The organism is Rhizobium sp. SG570 (assembly GCF_012275345.1).
GTDB lineage: Bacteria > Pseudomonadota > Alphaproteobacteria > Rhizobiales > Rhizobiaceae > Rhizobium > Rhizobium lusitanum.
Genome location: NZ_JAAZQI010000008.1, coordinates 38025 through 55784, shown reverse-complemented (window position 1 = coordinate 55784; position 17760 = coordinate 38025). Strand labels below are relative to the sequence as shown.

The 17760-nt window shown below is 60.3% G+C and carries 17 protein-coding genes; 7 read left to right on the top strand and 10 right to left on the bottom strand.

From position 1 onward, the window contains the following. Positions 1 to 16: 16 nt before the first annotated feature. The gene (locus tag FHT28_RS17315) at positions 17 to 958 is read left to right on the top strand and encodes a LysR family transcriptional regulator (protein WP_173410923.1); all 942 of its coding nucleotides are present in this window, start codon (positions 17 to 19) and stop codon (positions 956 to 958) included. An 18-nt stretch (positions 959 to 976) separates the two neighbouring features. On the opposite strand, the gene FHT28_RS17310 is transcribed toward FHT28_RS17315, so the two are convergent. The 7 genes from FHT28_RS17310 to FHT28_RS17280 all read right to left on the bottom strand — a co-directional run bounded on the left by FHT28_RS17310 (position 977) and on the right by FHT28_RS17280 (position 7247). After that, positions 977 to 2980, bottom strand: a complete 2004-nt coding sequence (locus FHT28_RS17310; RefSeq protein WP_051964446.1) for an ASKHA domain-containing protein — start codon at positions 2978 to 2980, stop codon at positions 977 to 979. A 45-nt stretch (positions 2981 to 3025) separates the two neighbouring features. Further along, entirely contained in the window at positions 3026 to 3370 is a 345-nt protein-coding gene (locus tag FHT28_RS17305) for a hypothetical protein (protein ID WP_037202600.1), read from the bottom strand. A 2-nt stretch (positions 3371 to 3372) separates the two neighbouring features. After that, entirely contained in the window at positions 3373 to 4341 is a 969-nt protein-coding gene (locus FHT28_RS17300; RefSeq protein WP_037202598.1) for a methyltetrahydrofolate cobalamin methyltransferase, read from the bottom strand. Positions 4342 to 4436: 95 nt separating this feature from the next. Next, the gene (locus FHT28_RS17295; protein ID WP_168596854.1) at positions 4437 to 5543 is read right to left on the bottom strand and encodes a methylenetetrahydrofolate reductase; all 1107 of its coding nucleotides are present in this window, start codon (positions 5541 to 5543) and stop codon (positions 4437 to 4439) included. A gap of 3 nt (positions 5544 to 5546) precedes the next feature. Beyond that, positions 5547 to 6125, bottom strand: coding sequence for a methylenetetrahydrofolate reductase C-terminal domain-containing protein (locus FHT28_RS17290; RefSeq protein WP_092573922.1), 579 nt, complete (start codon positions 6123 to 6125; stop codon positions 5547 to 5549). Further along, positions 6118 to 6420: a virulence factor gene (locus tag FHT28_RS17285; RefSeq protein ID WP_037202594.1), complete on the bottom strand. Its 303-nt coding sequence runs from the start codon at positions 6418 to 6420 to the stop codon at positions 6118 to 6120. Before FHT28_RS17285 ends, FHT28_RS17290 begins: the two co-directional genes overlap by 8 nt. 239 nt (positions 6421 to 6659) lie before the next feature. Continuing rightward, positions 6660 to 7247: a DUF1638 domain-containing protein gene (locus tag FHT28_RS17280; RefSeq protein ID WP_168596853.1), complete on the bottom strand. Its 588-nt coding sequence runs from the start codon at positions 7245 to 7247 to the stop codon at positions 6660 to 6662. A gap of 70 nt (positions 7248 to 7317) precedes the next feature. Here FHT28_RS17280 and FHT28_RS17275 point away from each other — a divergent pair, with 70 nt between their 5' ends. Next, entirely contained in the window at positions 7318 to 7476 is a 159-nt protein-coding gene (locus FHT28_RS17275) for an entericidin A/B family lipoprotein (RefSeq protein WP_037202590.1), read from the top strand. Between the two features lie 66 nt (positions 7477 to 7542). Here the strand turns inward: FHT28_RS17275 and FHT28_RS17270 are convergent, their stop codons facing one another. Then, positions 7543 to 8244, bottom strand: a complete 702-nt coding sequence (locus FHT28_RS17270) for a B12-binding domain-containing protein (protein WP_037202864.1) — start codon at positions 8242 to 8244, stop codon at positions 7543 to 7545. Between the two features lie 262 nt (positions 8245 to 8506). Between FHT28_RS17270 and FHT28_RS17265 the strand changes: the two genes are divergently transcribed. The 3 genes from FHT28_RS17265 (at position 8507) to FHT28_RS17255 (ending at position 11650) form a co-directional block, all read left to right on the top strand. Continuing rightward, a complete protein-coding gene (locus FHT28_RS17265) occupies positions 8507 to 10087 on the top strand; it encodes a trimethylamine methyltransferase family protein (RefSeq protein WP_037202588.1) in 1581 nt (526 codons plus the stop codon). Positions 10088 to 10188: 101 nt separating this feature from the next. Next, complete coding sequence (locus tag FHT28_RS17260; RefSeq protein ID WP_168596852.1) at positions 10189 to 10881, top strand: 4Fe-4S dicluster domain-containing protein; 693 nt, start codon at positions 10189 to 10191, stop codon at positions 10879 to 10881. Positions 10882 to 10921: 40 nt separating this feature from the next. Beyond that, on the top strand, positions 10922 to 11650 hold the full coding sequence (locus tag FHT28_RS17255; RefSeq protein WP_210255784.1) for a phosphodiester glycosidase family protein: 729 nt from the start codon (positions 10922 to 10924) through the stop codon (positions 11648 to 11650). A 91-nt stretch (positions 11651 to 11741) separates the two neighbouring features. On the opposite strand, the gene FHT28_RS17250 is transcribed toward FHT28_RS17255, so the two are convergent. Beyond that, positions 11742 to 12956 carry a glycosyltransferase family 2 protein gene (locus tag FHT28_RS17250; RefSeq protein ID WP_168596850.1) on the bottom strand — a complete coding sequence of 405 codons (1215 nt, stop codon included), beginning with the start codon at positions 12954 to 12956 and terminating at the stop codon, positions 11742 to 11744. 293 nt (positions 12957 to 13249) lie between these two features. Here FHT28_RS17250 and FHT28_RS17245 point away from each other — a divergent pair, with 293 nt between their 5' ends. Next, complete coding sequence (locus FHT28_RS17245) at positions 13250 to 14239, top strand: glycosyltransferase family 2 protein (RefSeq protein WP_168596849.1); 990 nt, start codon at positions 13250 to 13252, stop codon at positions 14237 to 14239. Positions 14240 to 14332: 93 nt separating this feature from the next. On the opposite strand, the gene FHT28_RS17240 is transcribed toward FHT28_RS17245, so the two are convergent. Beyond that, positions 14333 to 16216 (bottom strand): glycosyltransferase, encoded by a 1884-nt coding sequence (locus tag FHT28_RS17240; protein WP_168596848.1) that lies wholly within the window; start codon positions 16214 to 16216, stop codon positions 14333 to 14335. Between the two features lie 352 nt (positions 16217 to 16568). On the opposite strand from FHT28_RS17240, the gene FHT28_RS17235 reads away from it, so the two are divergent. Next, positions 16569 to 17708 carry a DUF707 domain-containing protein gene (locus FHT28_RS17235; protein WP_052212357.1) on the top strand — a complete coding sequence of 380 codons (1140 nt, stop codon included), beginning with the start codon at positions 16569 to 16571 and terminating at the stop codon, positions 17706 to 17708. Positions 17709 to 17760 lie beyond the last annotated feature (52 nt).

Below are 17760 nucleotides of genomic sequence, written 5' to 3'. Positions count from 1 at the left end.
CAATCAGACAAATGAAATGATATGGTGCTTAGGATCAGAAAAATTGAAGGTTGCCGATATGACCGTACCGTTCCGCCGGCCCATACCGTTGCTTGACAATGAAGTTCTGCGCACCTTTGTAGCCATTGCCGAGACCGGCAATTTCTCCACCGCCGCCGATGCGGTCTTCCGCACGCCGTCCGCTGTTTCGATGCAAATCAAGAAGCTGGAAGAGCAGCTCGGCGTGACGCTGTTCCTGCGCGACGCGCGCTCGGTCAGCCTGACGCAGCATGGCGAGATGCTGCTCTCCTACGCGCGCAATATCCTGGCCTTGTCGAACGAAGCCGTATCGCGTTTCATCATGCCCGAGCTCAGCGGCGTGGTGCGGCTTGGCGCACCCGATGATATCGGCGAGCGCCTGCTGCCGACCATTCTGAAGAGCTTTTCGGAGAGCTATCCCGGCATCATGGTGGATGTCGTCGTGGATATGAGCCTCCAGCTGAAGAAGCGCATCGAGGAGCAGCGACTGGATCTGGCGCTGATCAATTGCGCGACGCGGCCTTTCCCGACGGAAGGCGAAGTGATCTATACGGAGCGTCTCGTCTGGGCGGGTGCCAAGTGCGGCACGGCCTATCGGCGCGACCCGCTGCCGATCTCCATCTGGGAAGACGGTTGCATCTGGCGGTCGGAAGCGTTGGCGCAACTGGAACGGCAGAAGCGGCCTTACCGCGTTTCCTATCTCAGCGCCCACACGATGGCGCAGCGCGCCGCTATTGTCTCCGACCTTGCGGTCGCGCCGTTCCCACGGTCCTACATTGGTGAGGATATGGAGATCCTCGGGCCGAACGAGGGGCTGCCGGAACTCACCTCCTTCGACATTCGCCTGCTGACGGCATCGCAGATGACGGGGCCGATGAAGGCCGTTGCCGATAGCATCCGGCAGGCATTCATAGAGATCGGGCGAAAAATGGCCGCGTGAGCCGCCGCCGGTTAAGCGTTACTCGCGGCTGCGCCGCCGTCTGCGGCCGCCGCCTTCGCCGCCGGCATCGTCGCCAAGCTGTTTGCGCTCCGGCAGTGTCACCACCTTCGCCAGTTCCGGAAAGGCATCGACCTTGTTCGGCAGCGCCATGGCGTAGACGAAATGCTCCTGAAACTTTGATTCAAGCGCCGTCTCTATCTTCTCGATTTTGCTGACAGTTTCCTCGATCTCGCGGCGATGGCCGCGATTGAGCAATGCCATGCGCGCGCCGGTGCCGGCCGCGTTGCCGACTGCCTTCACCTTGTCGAGGGTGCAATCCGGGATGAGACCGAGCACCATCGCGTATTTGGGGTCGATGAAGGTGCCGAAGGCGCCTGCAAGGCCGATGCGATCGACATGCTCGACACCTTGCTTGTCCATCAACAGCTTGACGCCGGCATAAAGGGCGGCCTTGGCAAGCTGGATGGCGCGGACGTCGTTCTGTGTCACGGTAATGCGTTGTTCGCCATCGCGCAGCAGGTAGGAATAGGTGCGGCCGTTCTGCAGGATACGCGGAGAACGCGCCATCATGCCGCCGTCGACCACGCCGTCCTCGGAAATGATACCAGTCAGGAACATCTCGGCGACCACCTCGATGATCGCCGAGCCGCAGATGCCTGTGACGCCAACGGTGGCGGCGGCTTCGTCAAAGCCGGGCTCGTCCGACCAAGGCTCGATGCCAATGACGCGATAGCGCGGTTCCAATGTGACGGGGTCGATGCGGACACGTTCGATGGCGCCTGGTGCTGCGCGCTGGCCGCTGGAAATCTCGGCGCCTTCGAAGGCAGGGCCCGTCGGCGAGGAGGCGGCGACGACGCGCTGACGATTGCCCAGCACGATTTCGGCGTTGGTGCCGATATCAACCAGCAGCATCATCTCATCCTGGCGGTGAGGCCCTTCAGCGAGGGTGGCGGCGGCGGCGTCGGCTCCGACATGGCCGGCGATGCAGGGCAGCATGTAGACGCGCGTGCCGGCATTCATCGGCAGGCCGATCTCGGCCGACCTCAGGTGTACCGCGCCTGAGACGGCGAGCGCGAAGGGGGCGCCGCCAAGCTCGGTGGGGTCGATGCCGAGGAAGAGGTGATGCATGATGGGGTTGCCGACGAAGACCGCATCGAGGATGTCCTGGCGCGACACGCCGCCGTCGGCGCAGACCTTGTCGATCAGCCCGTTCAGCGCTTCGCGCACGGCATTGGTCATCGCGACCCGGCCGTCCGGGTTCATCATGACGTAGGAGACGCGGCTCATCAGATCCTCGCCGAAGCGGATCTGCGGATTGGAGGTGCCGGCAGATGCCACCGTCCGGCCCGACAGCAGCGAGGAGAGATGCATGGCGATAGTGGTCGAGCCGATATCGCAGGCGATGCCATAGGCCTCGTTCTTGAGGCCGGGGTAAAGCGCGATCAGGCGGGGATGGTCATCGGCGTGATCCTGATGGATCGCGGCGGTGACTTTCCATTCTCCCTTGCGCAGGATCGACTGCACTTGCGGAATGATGTGAAAATCCACGTCGAGATTGTCGTATTTCCAATCGGCAGCCAACGCGGCTTTCAACCGGTCGAGATCGCCCGAAGGCTTGTGCATGTCCGGCTCCTCGACCTCGACGTAGCACATATGCACGGCCGTATCGCGGATGATGACGCGCTCGTCGACGGCTTTGCGCACCACCTGCGCATTGATCACCGTGTCCTGCGGCACATCGATGACGAGATCGCCCTGGATCAGGGCAGAACAGGAGAGGCGGCGTCCATCAGGCAGATCGCGCACCTCGGCGTAGCGTCTTTCCTTGGGGCCGATGGGCGAGAGATGGTCGTTGGCCGAGACGATCTTGTGCTTGGCGAAATTGCCCTCCTGCACCGAGACCTGGCAGCGCCCACAGGTGGCACGGCCGCCGCAGACGCTCTCCACATAGACGCCGAGCTGCCGCGCAGCCTCCAGCACCGGCGTTCCCACCGGAAAATGGCCGCGCTTACCGGAGGGCATGAAGAGGACGAGGGGATTCGCGCTGTCGCTGGCTTGGGCCACGGATCAGTCTTTCTGTTTGCTAAGGCGGCGTACGTTCGAGCGAACGCGCTTGCTATACGGCTTGACCATGGCCTGGGCGACGGCATCGACGGCGCGATGCGATAAGGCGTTGCCCCCCTTCGTCATTGCCGCAATATTCTGCTGGGTCATGGCGATATTGGTGGCAACGGCACTTTCGGCCGCGGCCATCATCTTTTCCGAGACCATCTGGTTGAATTCCGTCATGTTGACGCCGCCGCCGGTCATCGCTGTCATCCACATTTGCGACAGGCGCATTCCAATCACCATGGGCGCCTGGATCCACAATGTGGCGAGATCATCGGAAAGCTTCCGGCTCGGATATTTCATCTCTATTCCCTCGCCGCGCCGGCACCGGCTCGTGCCGCGCGCCCACCACGCCGGCCGCCGCTGCCAGCCGAGGGGGCCGCAGAAGCCGGAGCGCTCGCTCCGCCTTCGGCCGGCTTGTAGTCGCGGTAGGTCATGATCCAGTTGGTGCAATTGGCGTCGGTGCCGTTCAGCACGTTGGCGGCGCGCACCGCCTCCATTTCCTGCGGGCGGCAAGGGTTCATGATGGCCGAGGTCATGCCGGCGCCGATCACCATCGGGATGAAGCCGGCATTGATGCCGTGGCGGTGCGGCAGGCCGAAGGATATGTTGGAAAGGCCGCAGGTGGTATTCACCTTCAGCTCGTTGCGCAGGCGGTGCAGCAGCGCGAAGACCTGGCGACCGGCATCGCCGAGCGCGCCGATCGGCATGACGAGCGGATCGACCACGATGTCATGGGGCTTGATGCCGTAGTCCATGGCGCGCTCTACGATCTTCTTTGCGACGGCGAAACGCACGTCCGGATCCATGGAAATGCCGGTTTCGTCGTTGGAGATGGCAACGACCGGCACGTCGTATTTCTTGATGAGCGGCAGGATGGCTTCGAGCTTTTCCTCCTCGCCGGTCACGGAATTGACCAGCGGCCGGCCCTTGGCAACCTTCAGCGCAGCTTCGATGGCGGCCGTCACCGAGCTGTCGATCGAGAGCGGCACGTCGACCAAGCCCTGGACGATTTCCAGCGTCTGCACCAGCAGGCCAGGTTCCGTCTCGTTCGGGTTGACCGAGGTGACGCCGGCGTTGACGTCGAGCATGGTCGCGCCCGCGGCCACCTGTTCCAGCGCGTCCTTGATAACCGTATCGAAATTGCCCTCGATCATCTCAGCGGCCAGCTTCTTGCGCCCCGTTGGGTTGATGCGTTCGCCGATCACGCAAAAGGGCTGGTCGAAACCGATGATGATTTCGCGAGTGGCGGATGCAACGATGGTGCGCGTCATGTCTGATCCTCTGGTCAGTTGGCCCGATAGATCTGGTCTATCGTGCCGGGATGGGGGTTACAAGCCGTCCGGGCTCCTCCGCCCGCTGCTCGATTTCAGTGCGTCTTGTGTGGCGGATGATGAGCGGCGGCTTCGGCCATTTCCTGCTGGTTCTCTTCCTTGCCCCCACGGATGTGTTCCAGGCGCTCGGCGATGAGCGCGTCGGTTTGGTTGGCCTCGTGCTTCCATGGCTGGCGGCCCTTCAGCACGCCGGATTCATGCACCATCTCGGCGACATATTCTTCCTGGCGGTAGGCCATGACATGAATACCGGAAACGCCCTTGATCTCCTTCACCTCGTTGATGATATCGATGCAGAGCTGCTTGCCTTCCTTCTTCTGGTCCTGTGCGCCTTCGATGCGTTTGATAATGGCATCGGGAATGTGCACGCCCGGCACGTTGGAGCGCATCCAGCGAGCGGTTTTCGCTGAGGCGAGGGGGCCGACGCCGACGAGAATGAAGCATTTCTCGTTCAGGCCGAGGTCGCGCACCTTCTTCATGTATTCCCGGAACATCGGCACGTCGTAGCAATATTGGCTCTGCACGAATTGCGCACCGGCCTCGATCTTCTTCGCCAGCCGATAGGGCCTGAAGTCGTGGGGCGGCGCGAAGGGATTGATGGCCGCGCCGAGAAAGACCTTCGGTGGCGATGTCAGCTTGCGCCCCGACAGGAATTTCGCGTTGTCGCGCATGATGCGCACGGTTTCGAGCAGCGACATGCAATCGAGATCGAAGACCGGCTTGGCGCCCGGCTGGTCGCCGGCCTGCACGCCGTCGCCGGTCAGGCACATGATGTTGCACACGCCCATGGCAGCAGCACCCAGCACGTCGCCCTGAATGGCGATGCGGTTCTTGTCGCGGCAGGCGATCTGCATGATGGGCGCATAGCCCATGCGCGTCAGCAGCGCGCAGATGCCGACCGAGGACATGTGGCAATTGGCGCCCGAGGCATCGACCGCGTTGATGCCATCAACCCAGCCGGAGAAAATCGCGGCGCGCTCATAGACTTCTTCGGGGTTGGCGCTATCGGGTGGATTCAATTCGGCGGTGACCGCGAATTCGCCGCGGCGCAGCACGCGCTCCAGCCGCCCGAGTGATGAATGGCCGGGTAGAGGATCGAGCGGCAGGTGGACGCCGAGCGGATTTTCGTCGATATGCGCCATCGATCACGCTTCCTTTTTCGCTGCTTCACGGGCAGCGGCGGCTTCCGCAGTGACGCGCAGCCAGGAGGAAGTTTCACGCAGCGATTGGTTCACCGGTTTCTGGACCTTCAGGATCGCATCGCCTTGGATCATGTTTCGCGAACCGTTCCAGGCCTGCACCCAGACACAGGGCATGTCCGGCTCGACCTCGCAATTGCCATTGGCGCGTACCCCGCCGCAAGGGCCGTTGCGCAGCTGCTTCGGACAGTTCATCGGGCAGGACATGCCGGTCGACGAGAGCGCGCACTGGCCGCACATGCGACAGTCGAACAGAAAGCCCTTCACATTGCGCTCGACGAAAGTGATCGGCCGTTCGACGCGGTCGTAGCCGATTTTCTTCCAGAGCGGATGAAGGAGGAGGAAAGCATCGGCGAAGCGATGATAGAACCATTCGAGGAAGCGCGAATGGCGCACGGCCCAGAGACGGACGGTGTATTTGCGGCGGGCGCGGCGGTTGGGCGAGACGCCGGCGGGCGTATAGGCGCCGCTTGCGGCCTTCGCTCCGGGCGCCGCGTTGCCCGGCTTCTGGATGGCGTCAGCCATTGTCGCGGCCTCCGGCCTTCACCAGAGCAATCAGACGCTCCCGGTCAAAGGCTGCTTCGAGTTCGCTTGCGGCCTTATCCGCCTCGGCTTCCAGATCGTCGGAGACAGGCACGGGATCGGCCTTGCGCCATTCGGCCAAGTAGTCGTCGGTCTCGGCCGCGCCGGTGCGCATCGCGCACATGTCGATCGCCTCGGTGAAGCGCAGCGAGAGCTCGCGCTTTGCCGTCTGCCGCCCCTTCTTGATGATCACTTGGGCCGGAATGTCCCGCCAGTAGACGACAATGCGATCCGCCATGCAAAATTCTCCTCTTTAATCAAGAATGCACGTCCATCGACCCGGAGACTGCGCTCGCCACGACGCGGCCCATGCCAAAAAACGACGCGGCGCGGAAAGCACATCCCGCAACCAGCGGCAAACTTCATCGTCATGCCGAACGCTCGAGTTTTCCACCGCGATTCAACGCCTTCGACGCGTTGCAACATGGCGGAGTCCGACGTGGGCAGCAAGCAAGGATATAGGGTGGAATGTCGTAATCAGACGGTCAGCAATTCATGGGCAAGATCGCCATACGCTGTGAAGCGGTATTCGTAATCCAAACCGAGATAGGCAGCCGCTGCTTTTGCCTTTTCCTGCAGAGCCGGATCCTCCTCTTGCGAGAGATAGACGACCTTGCGGTAGTTGCCGAAATACATGTCCCGCAGTTCCGGATGCCGGTCGAGGCCGAGCGGTACGACGACGAAGGACTCGAACTGCCGGGCGAGAAAGTCGGTGAGGAAAAACGAGGTGATGTCATCCTCGCGCGCTGCAAAGGCTTCGTTGCCGCTGAAGAAGGAATAGCAGTGCGGCCCCGAAAGGCGCTCGATGCCCTCACGCTCACAGATCTTGTCGATCATGCCGCCGGTTCCGCAATCGGCATAGCCGATGAAGATCCTCTCGAAACCCCGCGCGCGCGCATTCGCAATGGCTTCCTCCAATGCGGGCGCGATCTTCTGAGGGTAGGAGTGATAGATCGCGGGAAGACAGTGCAGATCGATGTGGTCGAGCTGATTTATTCTGGTGACCGCCAGTATCTCGCGCGCGATTGCGCCGCACGCGATCACATGAACTTTTCGCGTTTTCATGCGTTTATCACGCGGAGGATTTGTCTCCGCTTTTTGTTGATCGATATCCACTCAGAGAGGGTTCCAAATCATGACTGCACCGACATTCAGCAAAATCGCCGCCGCGCTTGCCGTCCTTATGGTACTTGCTTCATGCGCCAATACAATTCGCGGCGTCGGCAGGGATACGGCCAATGCCGTCAACGCGACGGAAGACGCCGGTCATACCGTCAAGAAGGCTGCCCAATAACCAATTTGGGATGCCAACGGGTCGGCGACAACCTTTCGGTTGTCGCCAGTTTGGAATCCGCTGTAATCAGGCTTGTGCAGCCAGGCTATTGTGCTTGCGCTTCATGAAGTCCTTGGCGGTTTCAACCGCCACGGCCGCATCGCGGCAATAGGCATCGGCGCCGACGGCCTTGCCGAACTCCTCGTTCAGCGGCGCGCCGCCGACGAGAACGACGTAGTCGTCGCGCATGCCCTTTTCCTTAAGCGTATCGATGACGACCTTCATGTAGGGCATGGTGGTCGTTAGCAGTGCCGACATGCCAAGAATATCAGGCTGTTCGCGCTCGATGGCATCGAGATAGTTCTCGACGGGGTTGTTGATGCCGAGGTCGATGACGTCGAAGCCCGCGCCCTCCATCATCATGCCGACGAGGTTCTTGCCGATGTCGTGAATGTCGCCCTTGACGGTGCCGATCACCATCTTGCCGAGCTTCGGCGCGCCGGTCTCGACCAGGAGCGGCCGCAGGATAAACATGCCGGCCTTCATCGCATTGGCTGACAGCAACACTTCGGGCACGAAGAGAATGCCGTCGCGGAAATCGATGCCGACGATGCGCATGCCCTCGACCAGCGCTTGCGTGAGAATGTCATAAGGCGTCCAGCCGCGTTCGAGGAGGATATTGGTCGCTTCCTCGATTTCCTCCTTCAACCCGTCATACAGGTCGTCATGCATCTGCTGCACGAGTTCCTCGTCCGAAAGTTCCGAGAGAATGATTTCGTCGTCAGACATGCGCTCCATCCCGTTTTCGTGCAAATGCATCAGAGGCTTGTATAAAATACTGCCTCAATAAGCGATAAACCTCAACGATGACAAAATTCTTTTTGAAAGCGACGTCGCGCGGATTAATCGCGACGGACGGAAATGAGGCGATATCGTCGCGGCCATGTCTGTCCTATGCTAATTGCTGGCGCATTAAGGAACGTCCGGCCGACGGAATCGGCTAGCATAGAGTGAGGATAGACGCATTCATGCGCAGGAGCGAGGAAACATCATGGACGATATGAACGAGCAACCGGCTGCGGGCGGCGATGGCGGCGGACGACGTTCGCGCGGTGAGGGCAGAGGTGCAGCGGCAAGGCGCGCGTCGCGCAGCGGCGGCGGGCCGGGCCCTTCGCTTCCTTATATCGTCCGGAAGATCGGCGTTTACGAGGTGCTTGACGAAGAGGGCCTGCAGCTCATCGAGCGCAATGCCGATAAGGTTCTGGAGGAAATCGGCATCGAGTTTCGCGACGATGCGGAGGCCCTGGCGCTCTGGAAAGAGGCCGGCGCCGACGTGCGCGGGCAGCGCGTGCATTTTCCGAAGGGTCTTTGCCGCGAACTCCTGAAAACGGCACCGAAGGAATTCACCTGGCATGCGCGCAACAGCGCCCGCAACGCCCATGTCGGCGGCAAGGCGACGATCTTCGCGCCGGTCTACGGGCCGCCCTTTGTCCGTGACCTCGAAGGCAACCGCCGTTATGCGACGATCGAGGATTTCCGTAATTTCGTGAAGCTCGCCTACATGGCGCCCTCGATGCACTCGTCCGGCGGCACGGTCTGCGAGCCGGTCGACATTCCGGTCAACAAGCGCCATCTCGATATGGTCTACAGCCATATCAAATATTCCGACAAGCCATTCATGGGCTCGGTGACGGCGCCGGAGCGCGCCGAGGATACTGTCGCGATGGCGAAGATCGTCTTCGGCGACGATTTCGTCGAGAACAATTGCGTTACGCTCAACCTCATCAACGCCAATTCGCCGATGGTCTTCGACGAGACCATGCTCGGCGCGCTGAAGGTCTATGCGCGGCACAACCAGGCTTCGGTCGTTTCCCCCTTCATCCTTTCGGGCGCCATGAGCCCGGTGACGGTGGCGGGCACGCTGACGCAGATTCTCGCCGAAGTGCTTGCCGGCGCTTCATTCACGCAGTTGATCCGCAAGGGTTCGCCGGTTCTCTACGGCACCTTCGCCGCCTCGATCTCGATGCAGTCGGGTGCGCCGACGTTCGGCACGCCGGAGCCGTCGCTGGTGTCCTATGGCTCCGCCCAGCTCGCGCGCCGTCTCGGCCTGCCGTTCCGTACCGGCGGCTCGCTCTGCGCTTCCAAGGTGCCGGATGCGCAGGCCGCGCATGAATCGGCCAATACCTTGAACATGACGCTGCTGGCCGGCACGAATTTCGTGCTGCATGCGGCCGGCTGGCTGGAAGGCGGTCTCGTGTCTTCCTACGAGAAGTTCATGATCGACCAGGACCAGCTCGGCATGATGCAGAAGATGGCCGAGGGTATCGATCTCTCCGAAAACGGTCAGGCGCTGGATGCCATCCGCGAAGTCGGTCCCGGCAGCCATTATCTCGGCTGCGCCCATACGCAGGCGAACTTCCAGAGCGCTTTCTATCGTTCGGCTCTGGCCGACAATAATTCCTTCGAGCAATGGGAAATCGAGGGGCAGAAGCGCGTTGAGGAGCGCGCCAATGCGCTTTGCCGCTCCTGGCTCGACCAATATGAAGCGCCGCCGCTCGATCCGGCGATCGACGAGGCACTGCTGGCCTATATCCAGAAGCGCAAGGATTCGATGCCGGACGCCTTCACTTGAAGAGAGCCCGAGGCCGCCAGGGAGCAAGGCGGTGCGATACGCGTTGCCGATCTGATCCAGAAGGAGGTCTGGCGGCCGCACTATCCATATAAGGGGCCACGGTGAACCGCGGTCCCGCCACGTTCGAACAGCTCCGTGCGGCGCTCGGCGTCCACGGAGTTTTCGTTCGCGGCAGCCTGTCTTTCGACGCAGGCGAGGGGCCGGTGCTGGCCGACGGAAGTGCAGCGCGCAGCGTCGTCCTGCTTGGCAATGTCGGCGGCTCCATCTGGCAACCCTTCTCGCGTTGGCGGCAATTGCCTGAGAATATGCTGCGCCGCGATCCGCTCGACGACTGGTCGAAGGCGATCATCCGGCCGATCGCTGACGAGCTCGCAGCGACGGCTTATTTTCCCTCGGATCCTCCATGGCAGCCTTTCCAGCAATGGGCCATGCGGGCGGAGGGCCTGAAGGCCTCGCCGCTCGGCATCCTGATCCATCCGGAATACGGCCTCTGGCACGGCTATCGCGGCGCCCTGGGTTTTGCCGATATTCTAGTGGATGACGGCGCGCCGGCGCGCGGCGCGCATCCTTGCGATCATTGCCTGGATAAGCCTTGTCTCGATGCTTGTCCCGTAGATGCAGTGGCGCCCGCCGGGTTCGACGTTCAGCGCTGTCGAACGCATCTGCGGGCTGATGAAGGGCAACGGGGCTGCATGGCGGCGGGCTGTCTCGCGCGCAATGCCTGTCCGGTTGGTGCCAGCTATCGTTATCCTGCCGCGCAGCTTGCCTTTCACATGGCGGCCCTCCAGTTGTAAGTGCGGATATCCATCCGGAGTTGTCAGCTTGATTCGATTGATGATCATCCTCGCGGTTCTTGTCTGCGCCACCGCGGCATCGGCCGGCGAGGCCTGCCGCAAGGTCGAGCATCTCGGTGATGGCTACACGGTTTGCACCTTCGATCCGGCGACCGACGATATCCAGCTTTTCCAGAATGATCGCAGCGGCAAGCCCTATGGTTCGTTCCGGGCTTTGGAAAACGATCTGCGTCAGGACCGCGTCTATGTCCGCTTCGCCATGAACGGCGGCATGTATCTCGACGACCAGTCTCCCGTCGGCCTCTTCGTCGAAAACGGTCGTGAGCTGAAGAGGATCAATACCAACAAGGGGTGGGGCAATTTCCACCTGCTGCCGAACGGCGTCTTTTATCTCCTGCCGGGCCGTGCCGGCGTGATGGAAAGCAAGGCTTTTGCCACCTCGGGCATCAAGCCGTTCTACGCGACCCAGTCCGGCCCGATGCTCGTCATCGACGGCAAGCTCCATCCGTCGTTTCTTGCCGACAGCACCAGCTTCAAGACGCGAAACGGCGTTGGTGTCACCGGGGATGGCAAGGTCGTTTTCGCGATTTCGGATGGTCCCGTCCGCTTTCATGACTTTGCGACGCTTTTCCGCGACGACCTCGGCTGCGCGAACGCGCTGTTTCTGGACGGCAGCATTTCCAGCCTCTACATTCCTGAATGGCAAAGGCGGGACGGCCTGTTTCCACTCGGCCCCATCATCGCGGTGACCGAGTTATTGCCCGGCTGAATGCACGCCTGGCGACCGAGCCAGGATTCGGACCGGACATTCGCAATGCGACACCGGCAGCGGATCCAGTTTCGGTCCCCGGCAGTGATCGTCAGGCAAACTGTTCGATGTAGGTCAGAATGTCGAACATGCCGTCCTTGGGCCCCGGATTGGCAGGAAAGTTTTCCGTAAAGCGCAAATATGCCCTTGGCTTCCTGTCATAGCCGCTGGCCTGCGGTTCTTCCCTGATGAGATGCTCCCGGATCGAGGGCGAGAGAAGATTGATTGTAGCGTCGTCTATGATCGGCTCAAGGATGACGGGCTCGCCATTGAATGCGATCGCCTCAGTTGCCGCTGTTGCGATGCCCGCCAGCTTGCGGATCTGGTCGTAGGACTCCGCCGGCAGCGGTGTCGGATGATAGGCCGCCATGCGGTGGTACATGATGTAGGCTTCGACCCAGTTCTGTGCATTGACGTGCAAGCGCATCGCCACGGCCTGGCGCTGCAGCATGAAGTCGGTGATGCGCGGCATCAGCGAGCCGCGATAATCCGGCGGCAGCCGGTTGTCGCGAAGCGCCTGCGATGCAAGATATTCGAGGCCGCCTCGGTAGCTGTCCCACTGGAACATGCATTCCTTGTTGCCCTGTTGCAGACGGGGGTCGTCGGAAACCGCAGTCACCCGAGCGAAGGGTTCCGGCATGAACAGCACATCGGCCTTGTCCAGCGCGCGGGTGGTGTAAAGAAAGGCCCAGAAAATAAAGGGGGTCGGGCTGGATATGGATCTCGCCAGGATGTCGCGCCGGATTATCATGAATTCTGGGAAGACATGCCGCTCCAGGATGAATTCCAGCATCGAATGGAAATCGCCCTTGGTATGCCGCGAGGGGTAGGACAGGCGATAGAAAGGCTGCATGTCTCCGCCGCCCGGCCGTCCGTCAACCAGAAGCCAAGGCGCCTGGATCATGCCGATCCGCCTGTCGTCCACCATGATGTGGAGATATTCGACGACCTTTTCCGGGATCAGCAGATCGTCATCGCCGAGGAAGACCGCGAAGTGGCCGCGAGCCCGCTGCATGGCAAAGGCGTAGTTGCTGATGAAGCCGGAATTGCGTGCCCGGCGATAGGCGCTGATTTCCGGATGGTGCGAGATCGACTGGATATAGGCGGCGGTGTCGTCGGTCGAGCAATCGTCGACAATGACGATTTCAAAAGGAATATCGAGCTTACGAAAAGCGTCCAGGTGGAAATTTATGTTCCGTTCAAGCAAGAACTGACGATTAAAGGTTGGAACGCAAATCGAAAGGACGGGGATTTCAGCAGAAGACATCGATTTCTCCACGGCATCGGCGCGATTCTGGGCGCGGACTTTGTCTTTTTGCATAAGCCGGTTTGCTTTCGCGGGGCTGGATAGTTCGGTCCTCCGCCGATCGGGCAGGGCATCCACGCACCAGTTCAGTGCAAGTTCCGACCCCTATGCTTTGAGGAGCGGTCCTGCGAGTTTTGCTAGGTGGCGATCGCAATTTGCCGAGGTCGCGTTGCCGGAAGGACGGCTACGCAGCTTGAGGCGAATAGCATGGCCGATACCCCAGGTCCGGCGCCCATCTAGTATCAGGAGGCCTTGTGAGCAAAGTCAGTGTCATCATCCCCGCCTACAACGCGCAGGACTCCCTCGGCGACATAATTACGGCTGTTCTTGAAAATCGCGAGGTTTTGGAAGTGATCATCGTTGACGACACGTCGCGCGATGCCACCGCGCTGATCGTCGAACAATATGCCCGACGCGACGAGCGTGTACGGTTGCTGCGCAATACGGAAAATCGCGGTGCCGGATACAGCCGCAATGCCGGCATGGCGGCGGCACGCGGCGACTACTACTATTTTCTCGACGCCGATGACATGATCGCCCATCGCTCGATCGACGAGGTCATCTATCATATGGAAGCCAATGGCTGCGACGTGATGGTGTTTCGTTATCGCTATGTCACCGACAAGAACGACCGCCTGGGTCCGATGTTGCAGATCGATGACGAGGCCTGGCGCCAGCTGGTCGGTGATGCGGACATCCGCATATTCACGCTTCAACAGTGCGCAAGGCTGCTCTTTACCGTCAATTTCCCCTGGAACAAGATCGTCAGCGCCAAGCTTTGCCGGGAAACGGGCCTGCGTTTCTCAGAGACGCGCGTCCACAATGACATCTACGCCCACTGGCATATCTATATGCATGCACAGAGGATCGGCATGATGAATCGTTATCTCATCGGTCACCGCGTCTATGAGGAGCGGGCGCAGCTTACCAACGTGTTCACCGAAAAACGTTTCGAAATCTTCACGGCATTCGAGGAGGTGGAGGCGTTGTTCGCGCGCCTGCCTCTCATGAAACAGGCCTATTATCAGTGGTTCCTTTGCAGCAAGCTGGATCTGCTGCAATGGATCTATCCGCGTCTGCCGGTCAATCTCCGGGAGCGGTTTCTTACGCTGATCACACAGTCCTATGCGGGATATGATGAGCCTGAATACAACTACGTCCGTGCGCAGTCGCCCCAAATGGCCGAAGTATCGCTGAGGCTGAAGCGGACGCCGCATCTCGTGCTTGGCAGATTGGCGAGTTAGCCGGCGATTCTAGTCGCCGTCGGCGAAAGACGGTGTAAAAAAGAGAGGCGCAACCGGCAGAGCCGTTGCGCCTCTCTTTTTGCATGCTCAATTCTATCGGATGTTATCGAGTTCGTTGAGCGCCGCCGGATCTTCGAACTCCTCGCGGCTGTAGATCGCAAAATCCGCCTCGGTCGATTCCTTGAACTTGTAGGGATTCTCGACGAGCTTCAGCAATGTCCATTGGGGGAACCTGCGGGCGATGTCGCTCGTGAACTTGCGATGCCGGACATGGGCGGCGCCACGGATGTCGGGGCCGTCGAAGTTGGAGGCATATATGATGACGTAGCGCCTGGAGAGGGAGAACAGCTGGTCGAGATAGTTGACATAGATCGCGTCATCGATGAGGTGGTAAAGCACATCGAGAGACAAGGCGCAGTCATAAGCGTCCTCTTGGGTTTCCCAATCCAGGGACTGATCGCCTAGCCAGATGAACTGGTAATTCGGCTTATCCCTATACATCGCCTGCGTGCGCTCGATCACGGTCTTCGAGACGTCGAAGCCGGTATAGCGATCGAATGCGAAATATTTCAGCTGATTGCCGTCGCCCGACCCCATTTCGGCAAAGGAGGAAAGCTCTTTCTTTCGGGCGAAGGCGTTGAGAAACAGCCCTTTGTAGTTGGCGAGGACATCGTAGGAGCCGGCTCCCGAATTGCCGCCGGTACGGTAGCGGGTCTCCCAATAGCCGCTGGAATCAAAGCCAAGCGGGGCGTCCGGCGTCTTTGGCTGTTGCTGCGGAGGCGGCACGGGAGCGAGCCGCTGCGCCGGCGGCATGGCGATAGGCTGCGGCTGGGTCGGAATGGGCTGCTGCAACGGCGGCGCAAAAACCTCGCCGAGCGGAAGAGCCTCCCGAACCTGCTGCACCGATATGGCCTGCGGTACGGTTGCGGGCTGCTGCGCCTGCAGCGAGGAAGCCGGCTGTTGTACCAGCCAAAGCGGAACAGGCCGCTTGAGCTGCGAACCGGCATGTTGCTCGATCGGAGCTGCTGGCGCCGCCGCGAGCTCGGCCACCCGGCCGTTCATGACCATGTCCACCTCATGCAATTGTTTGGCGAGAGGAAACTTTTCGCGTACATATTGCGACCACTGATGCATCTGTCCGGCGATGATCTTCTCGACAGCCTCGTCCACCGATGAGAAACGGATTTCGTCGGGCCAGAATTCCTCGGCGCCGGGATAATCGTGAATCACGGGCAGGGCGCCGACGGCCATCGCTTCGGCGATGTTGTATCCAAAGCTTTCATGGATGGAGGTCGACAGAATGACGCCCTTGTCGGCTAGAAAAGCAGGCATGTCTCGCTGCCAGCCGTGGAAGAAGACGTGGCGAGCGAGGCCGAGCTTCTCCGTCGTACGCTGCAGGTAAGGCGCCATGACGAACTCTTCCTGCTCGCCGGCGACATGCAGGGTGTAGGACGGGTCTCTCTTCACGAGGGCATGCATGATCTGCAGGAACATTGGCTGGTTCTTGCGCATGAACGGCTTGGCTGCCCAAACGATCTTCTTCTTGTCTAGCGACGGGATCGGCTTGAATTTTTCGAGATTGAGGCCGTTCCAGACGACGTGTGTGCGTGTCTTTTGCGAGAGCTGCGGCACCCTGTGCCTCAGGACCCGAAGCATGTCGTGAGATACGAGGATCAGGTCGTCGATGAAGCCGAAGTTGATGCGTGTGGGAAAACTCGATTCCACGATTTCGAAACGATGCCAGCGCGCTATGACGCGTTTGCCGAGCCGGCGGATGTTCTGATTGATCGCATGCGCGAAGAGCTCGTTACAGAATTCGAACCAGACGATGTCGGCCCATTCCACGGCCGTTTCGATCTCTTTGTAAGTCTTCGGCTGAATCGCAAGGACTTCGTAAGTTTTTGAAAGATGATGATAGATGTCGCCGATGAAACTATCGACTTCGATGAGTATGGCCAGCTTCTTCTTCTGATGCATCTTCTTCTACCGTAAAAAGAGACGAGTGGTTCTTTGTCCCGACTTGACGGACGACATGACCGACCTTCGTGTCCGCCGAGCGCCGACATTCTTGGCAATATTCCGAACGCGCGATTGCCCCGCGTAGAAATTCCGCTTTCGACACTATGCCGACCAACTTTCGCGAGGCTGGATTGATTGCGCCTGGCGATGAGGCGGCGGTCGATTCCGGCCGTAAGCTTCGCAAAAGGAATGAACGCCAAGGTGTCGATCAAACGAGTTCGATTGGGGGCGGACATTCCGGAGCTGTTCATGCAGCCGCCTTCCTCAGATCGCGCCGTTGCTTCGGTCCAGGAATAGGGGACAGTCCAACATGTCATCGGCAGCGAACAGCTTGCACACGTCCGAATATGCCGCGCGCCCGGCAAACCAGATGCGGTGGTCCGACGCGCCGCCTCTGACTCAGGACATGCTGAGCGGCACATTCTGGAGCTTCGGCGACGTGAACCGCGGGATGTTCTCATCCTTCCTGGTGCTGGCGCCGGATGGACTGATCGGTAACTATTTTGAACCTGACGTGGATTTCTGGCATGTCATGGGCGGCCGGCTTTGCCTGATCGACCGAGATGGACTGCCGTCGGTCATTTTCGATTCCGCGCATATCGAAGGCGACAATCTCATGGCGCTTGCGGGGCGTGGCGTGATCGGAGGTGTCGACGCCACCTACCTGCTGGTGCCGGTCGACCATCCTCCCCATCCGCTATTTCCGACACCGGCGGATGTCGAACGCCGCGCGACGTTCCGCGCCCAGCCGCAGCAGGGGATACGGCGCCCCAATCTTGTCGTCGTGCCCGCCAATTCGAAGTCTCTGCACCCGCGCTGGTTCGAAAAGATAGACGAAGCGACCCGCAACTGGGATCTTTGCATCGGTTATTACGGTGCCGAGGAACCGGAGGTTTCCGGTAGTCCTTACGAATATCTGGCGCATTTGCCAAAGCGCAAGAAGTTCAAGCTTCTCTACGACCTCTTTTACGAGGGCAGCCCGCTTTGGAACTATGAGCGCATATGGTTGCCGGACGACGACCTGCTGTGCAACGGCGAAGACCTCAACCGAATGTTCCACCTGTCGCACAAACACGGCCTCGATCTCGCACAGCCATCGCTCAAGCAAGACCAGGGCTCCTACCCCAACCATCCTTTGACGATTCAGAGACCCGACAGCCTGGTGCGCTATGAGGGTTTCGTCGAAATCATGTGTCCGCTCTTCTCGCAGCGTGCGCTGCAGATCTGCATCGGCTCCATGAGGGATGTCGAATCAGGCTATGGCCTCGATCACCTCTGGCCATCGTTCCTCGGGCGCCCCACGGCCCGAATGGCGATCATCGATGCCGTCGCCGTTGCCCATACGCGCCCGCTCGGCGCGACATACAATGTCAAGGCGGCGATCGACGAGCAGGCGGCGCTTTTCAAGGCATATCAGTATACGCCTCTGAAATATGCCGGCGTGCGGTGAGCCACCTGGTCCGGACGGCACTGCCGCAGTTTCCTGATGTCGTCGGCGCAAT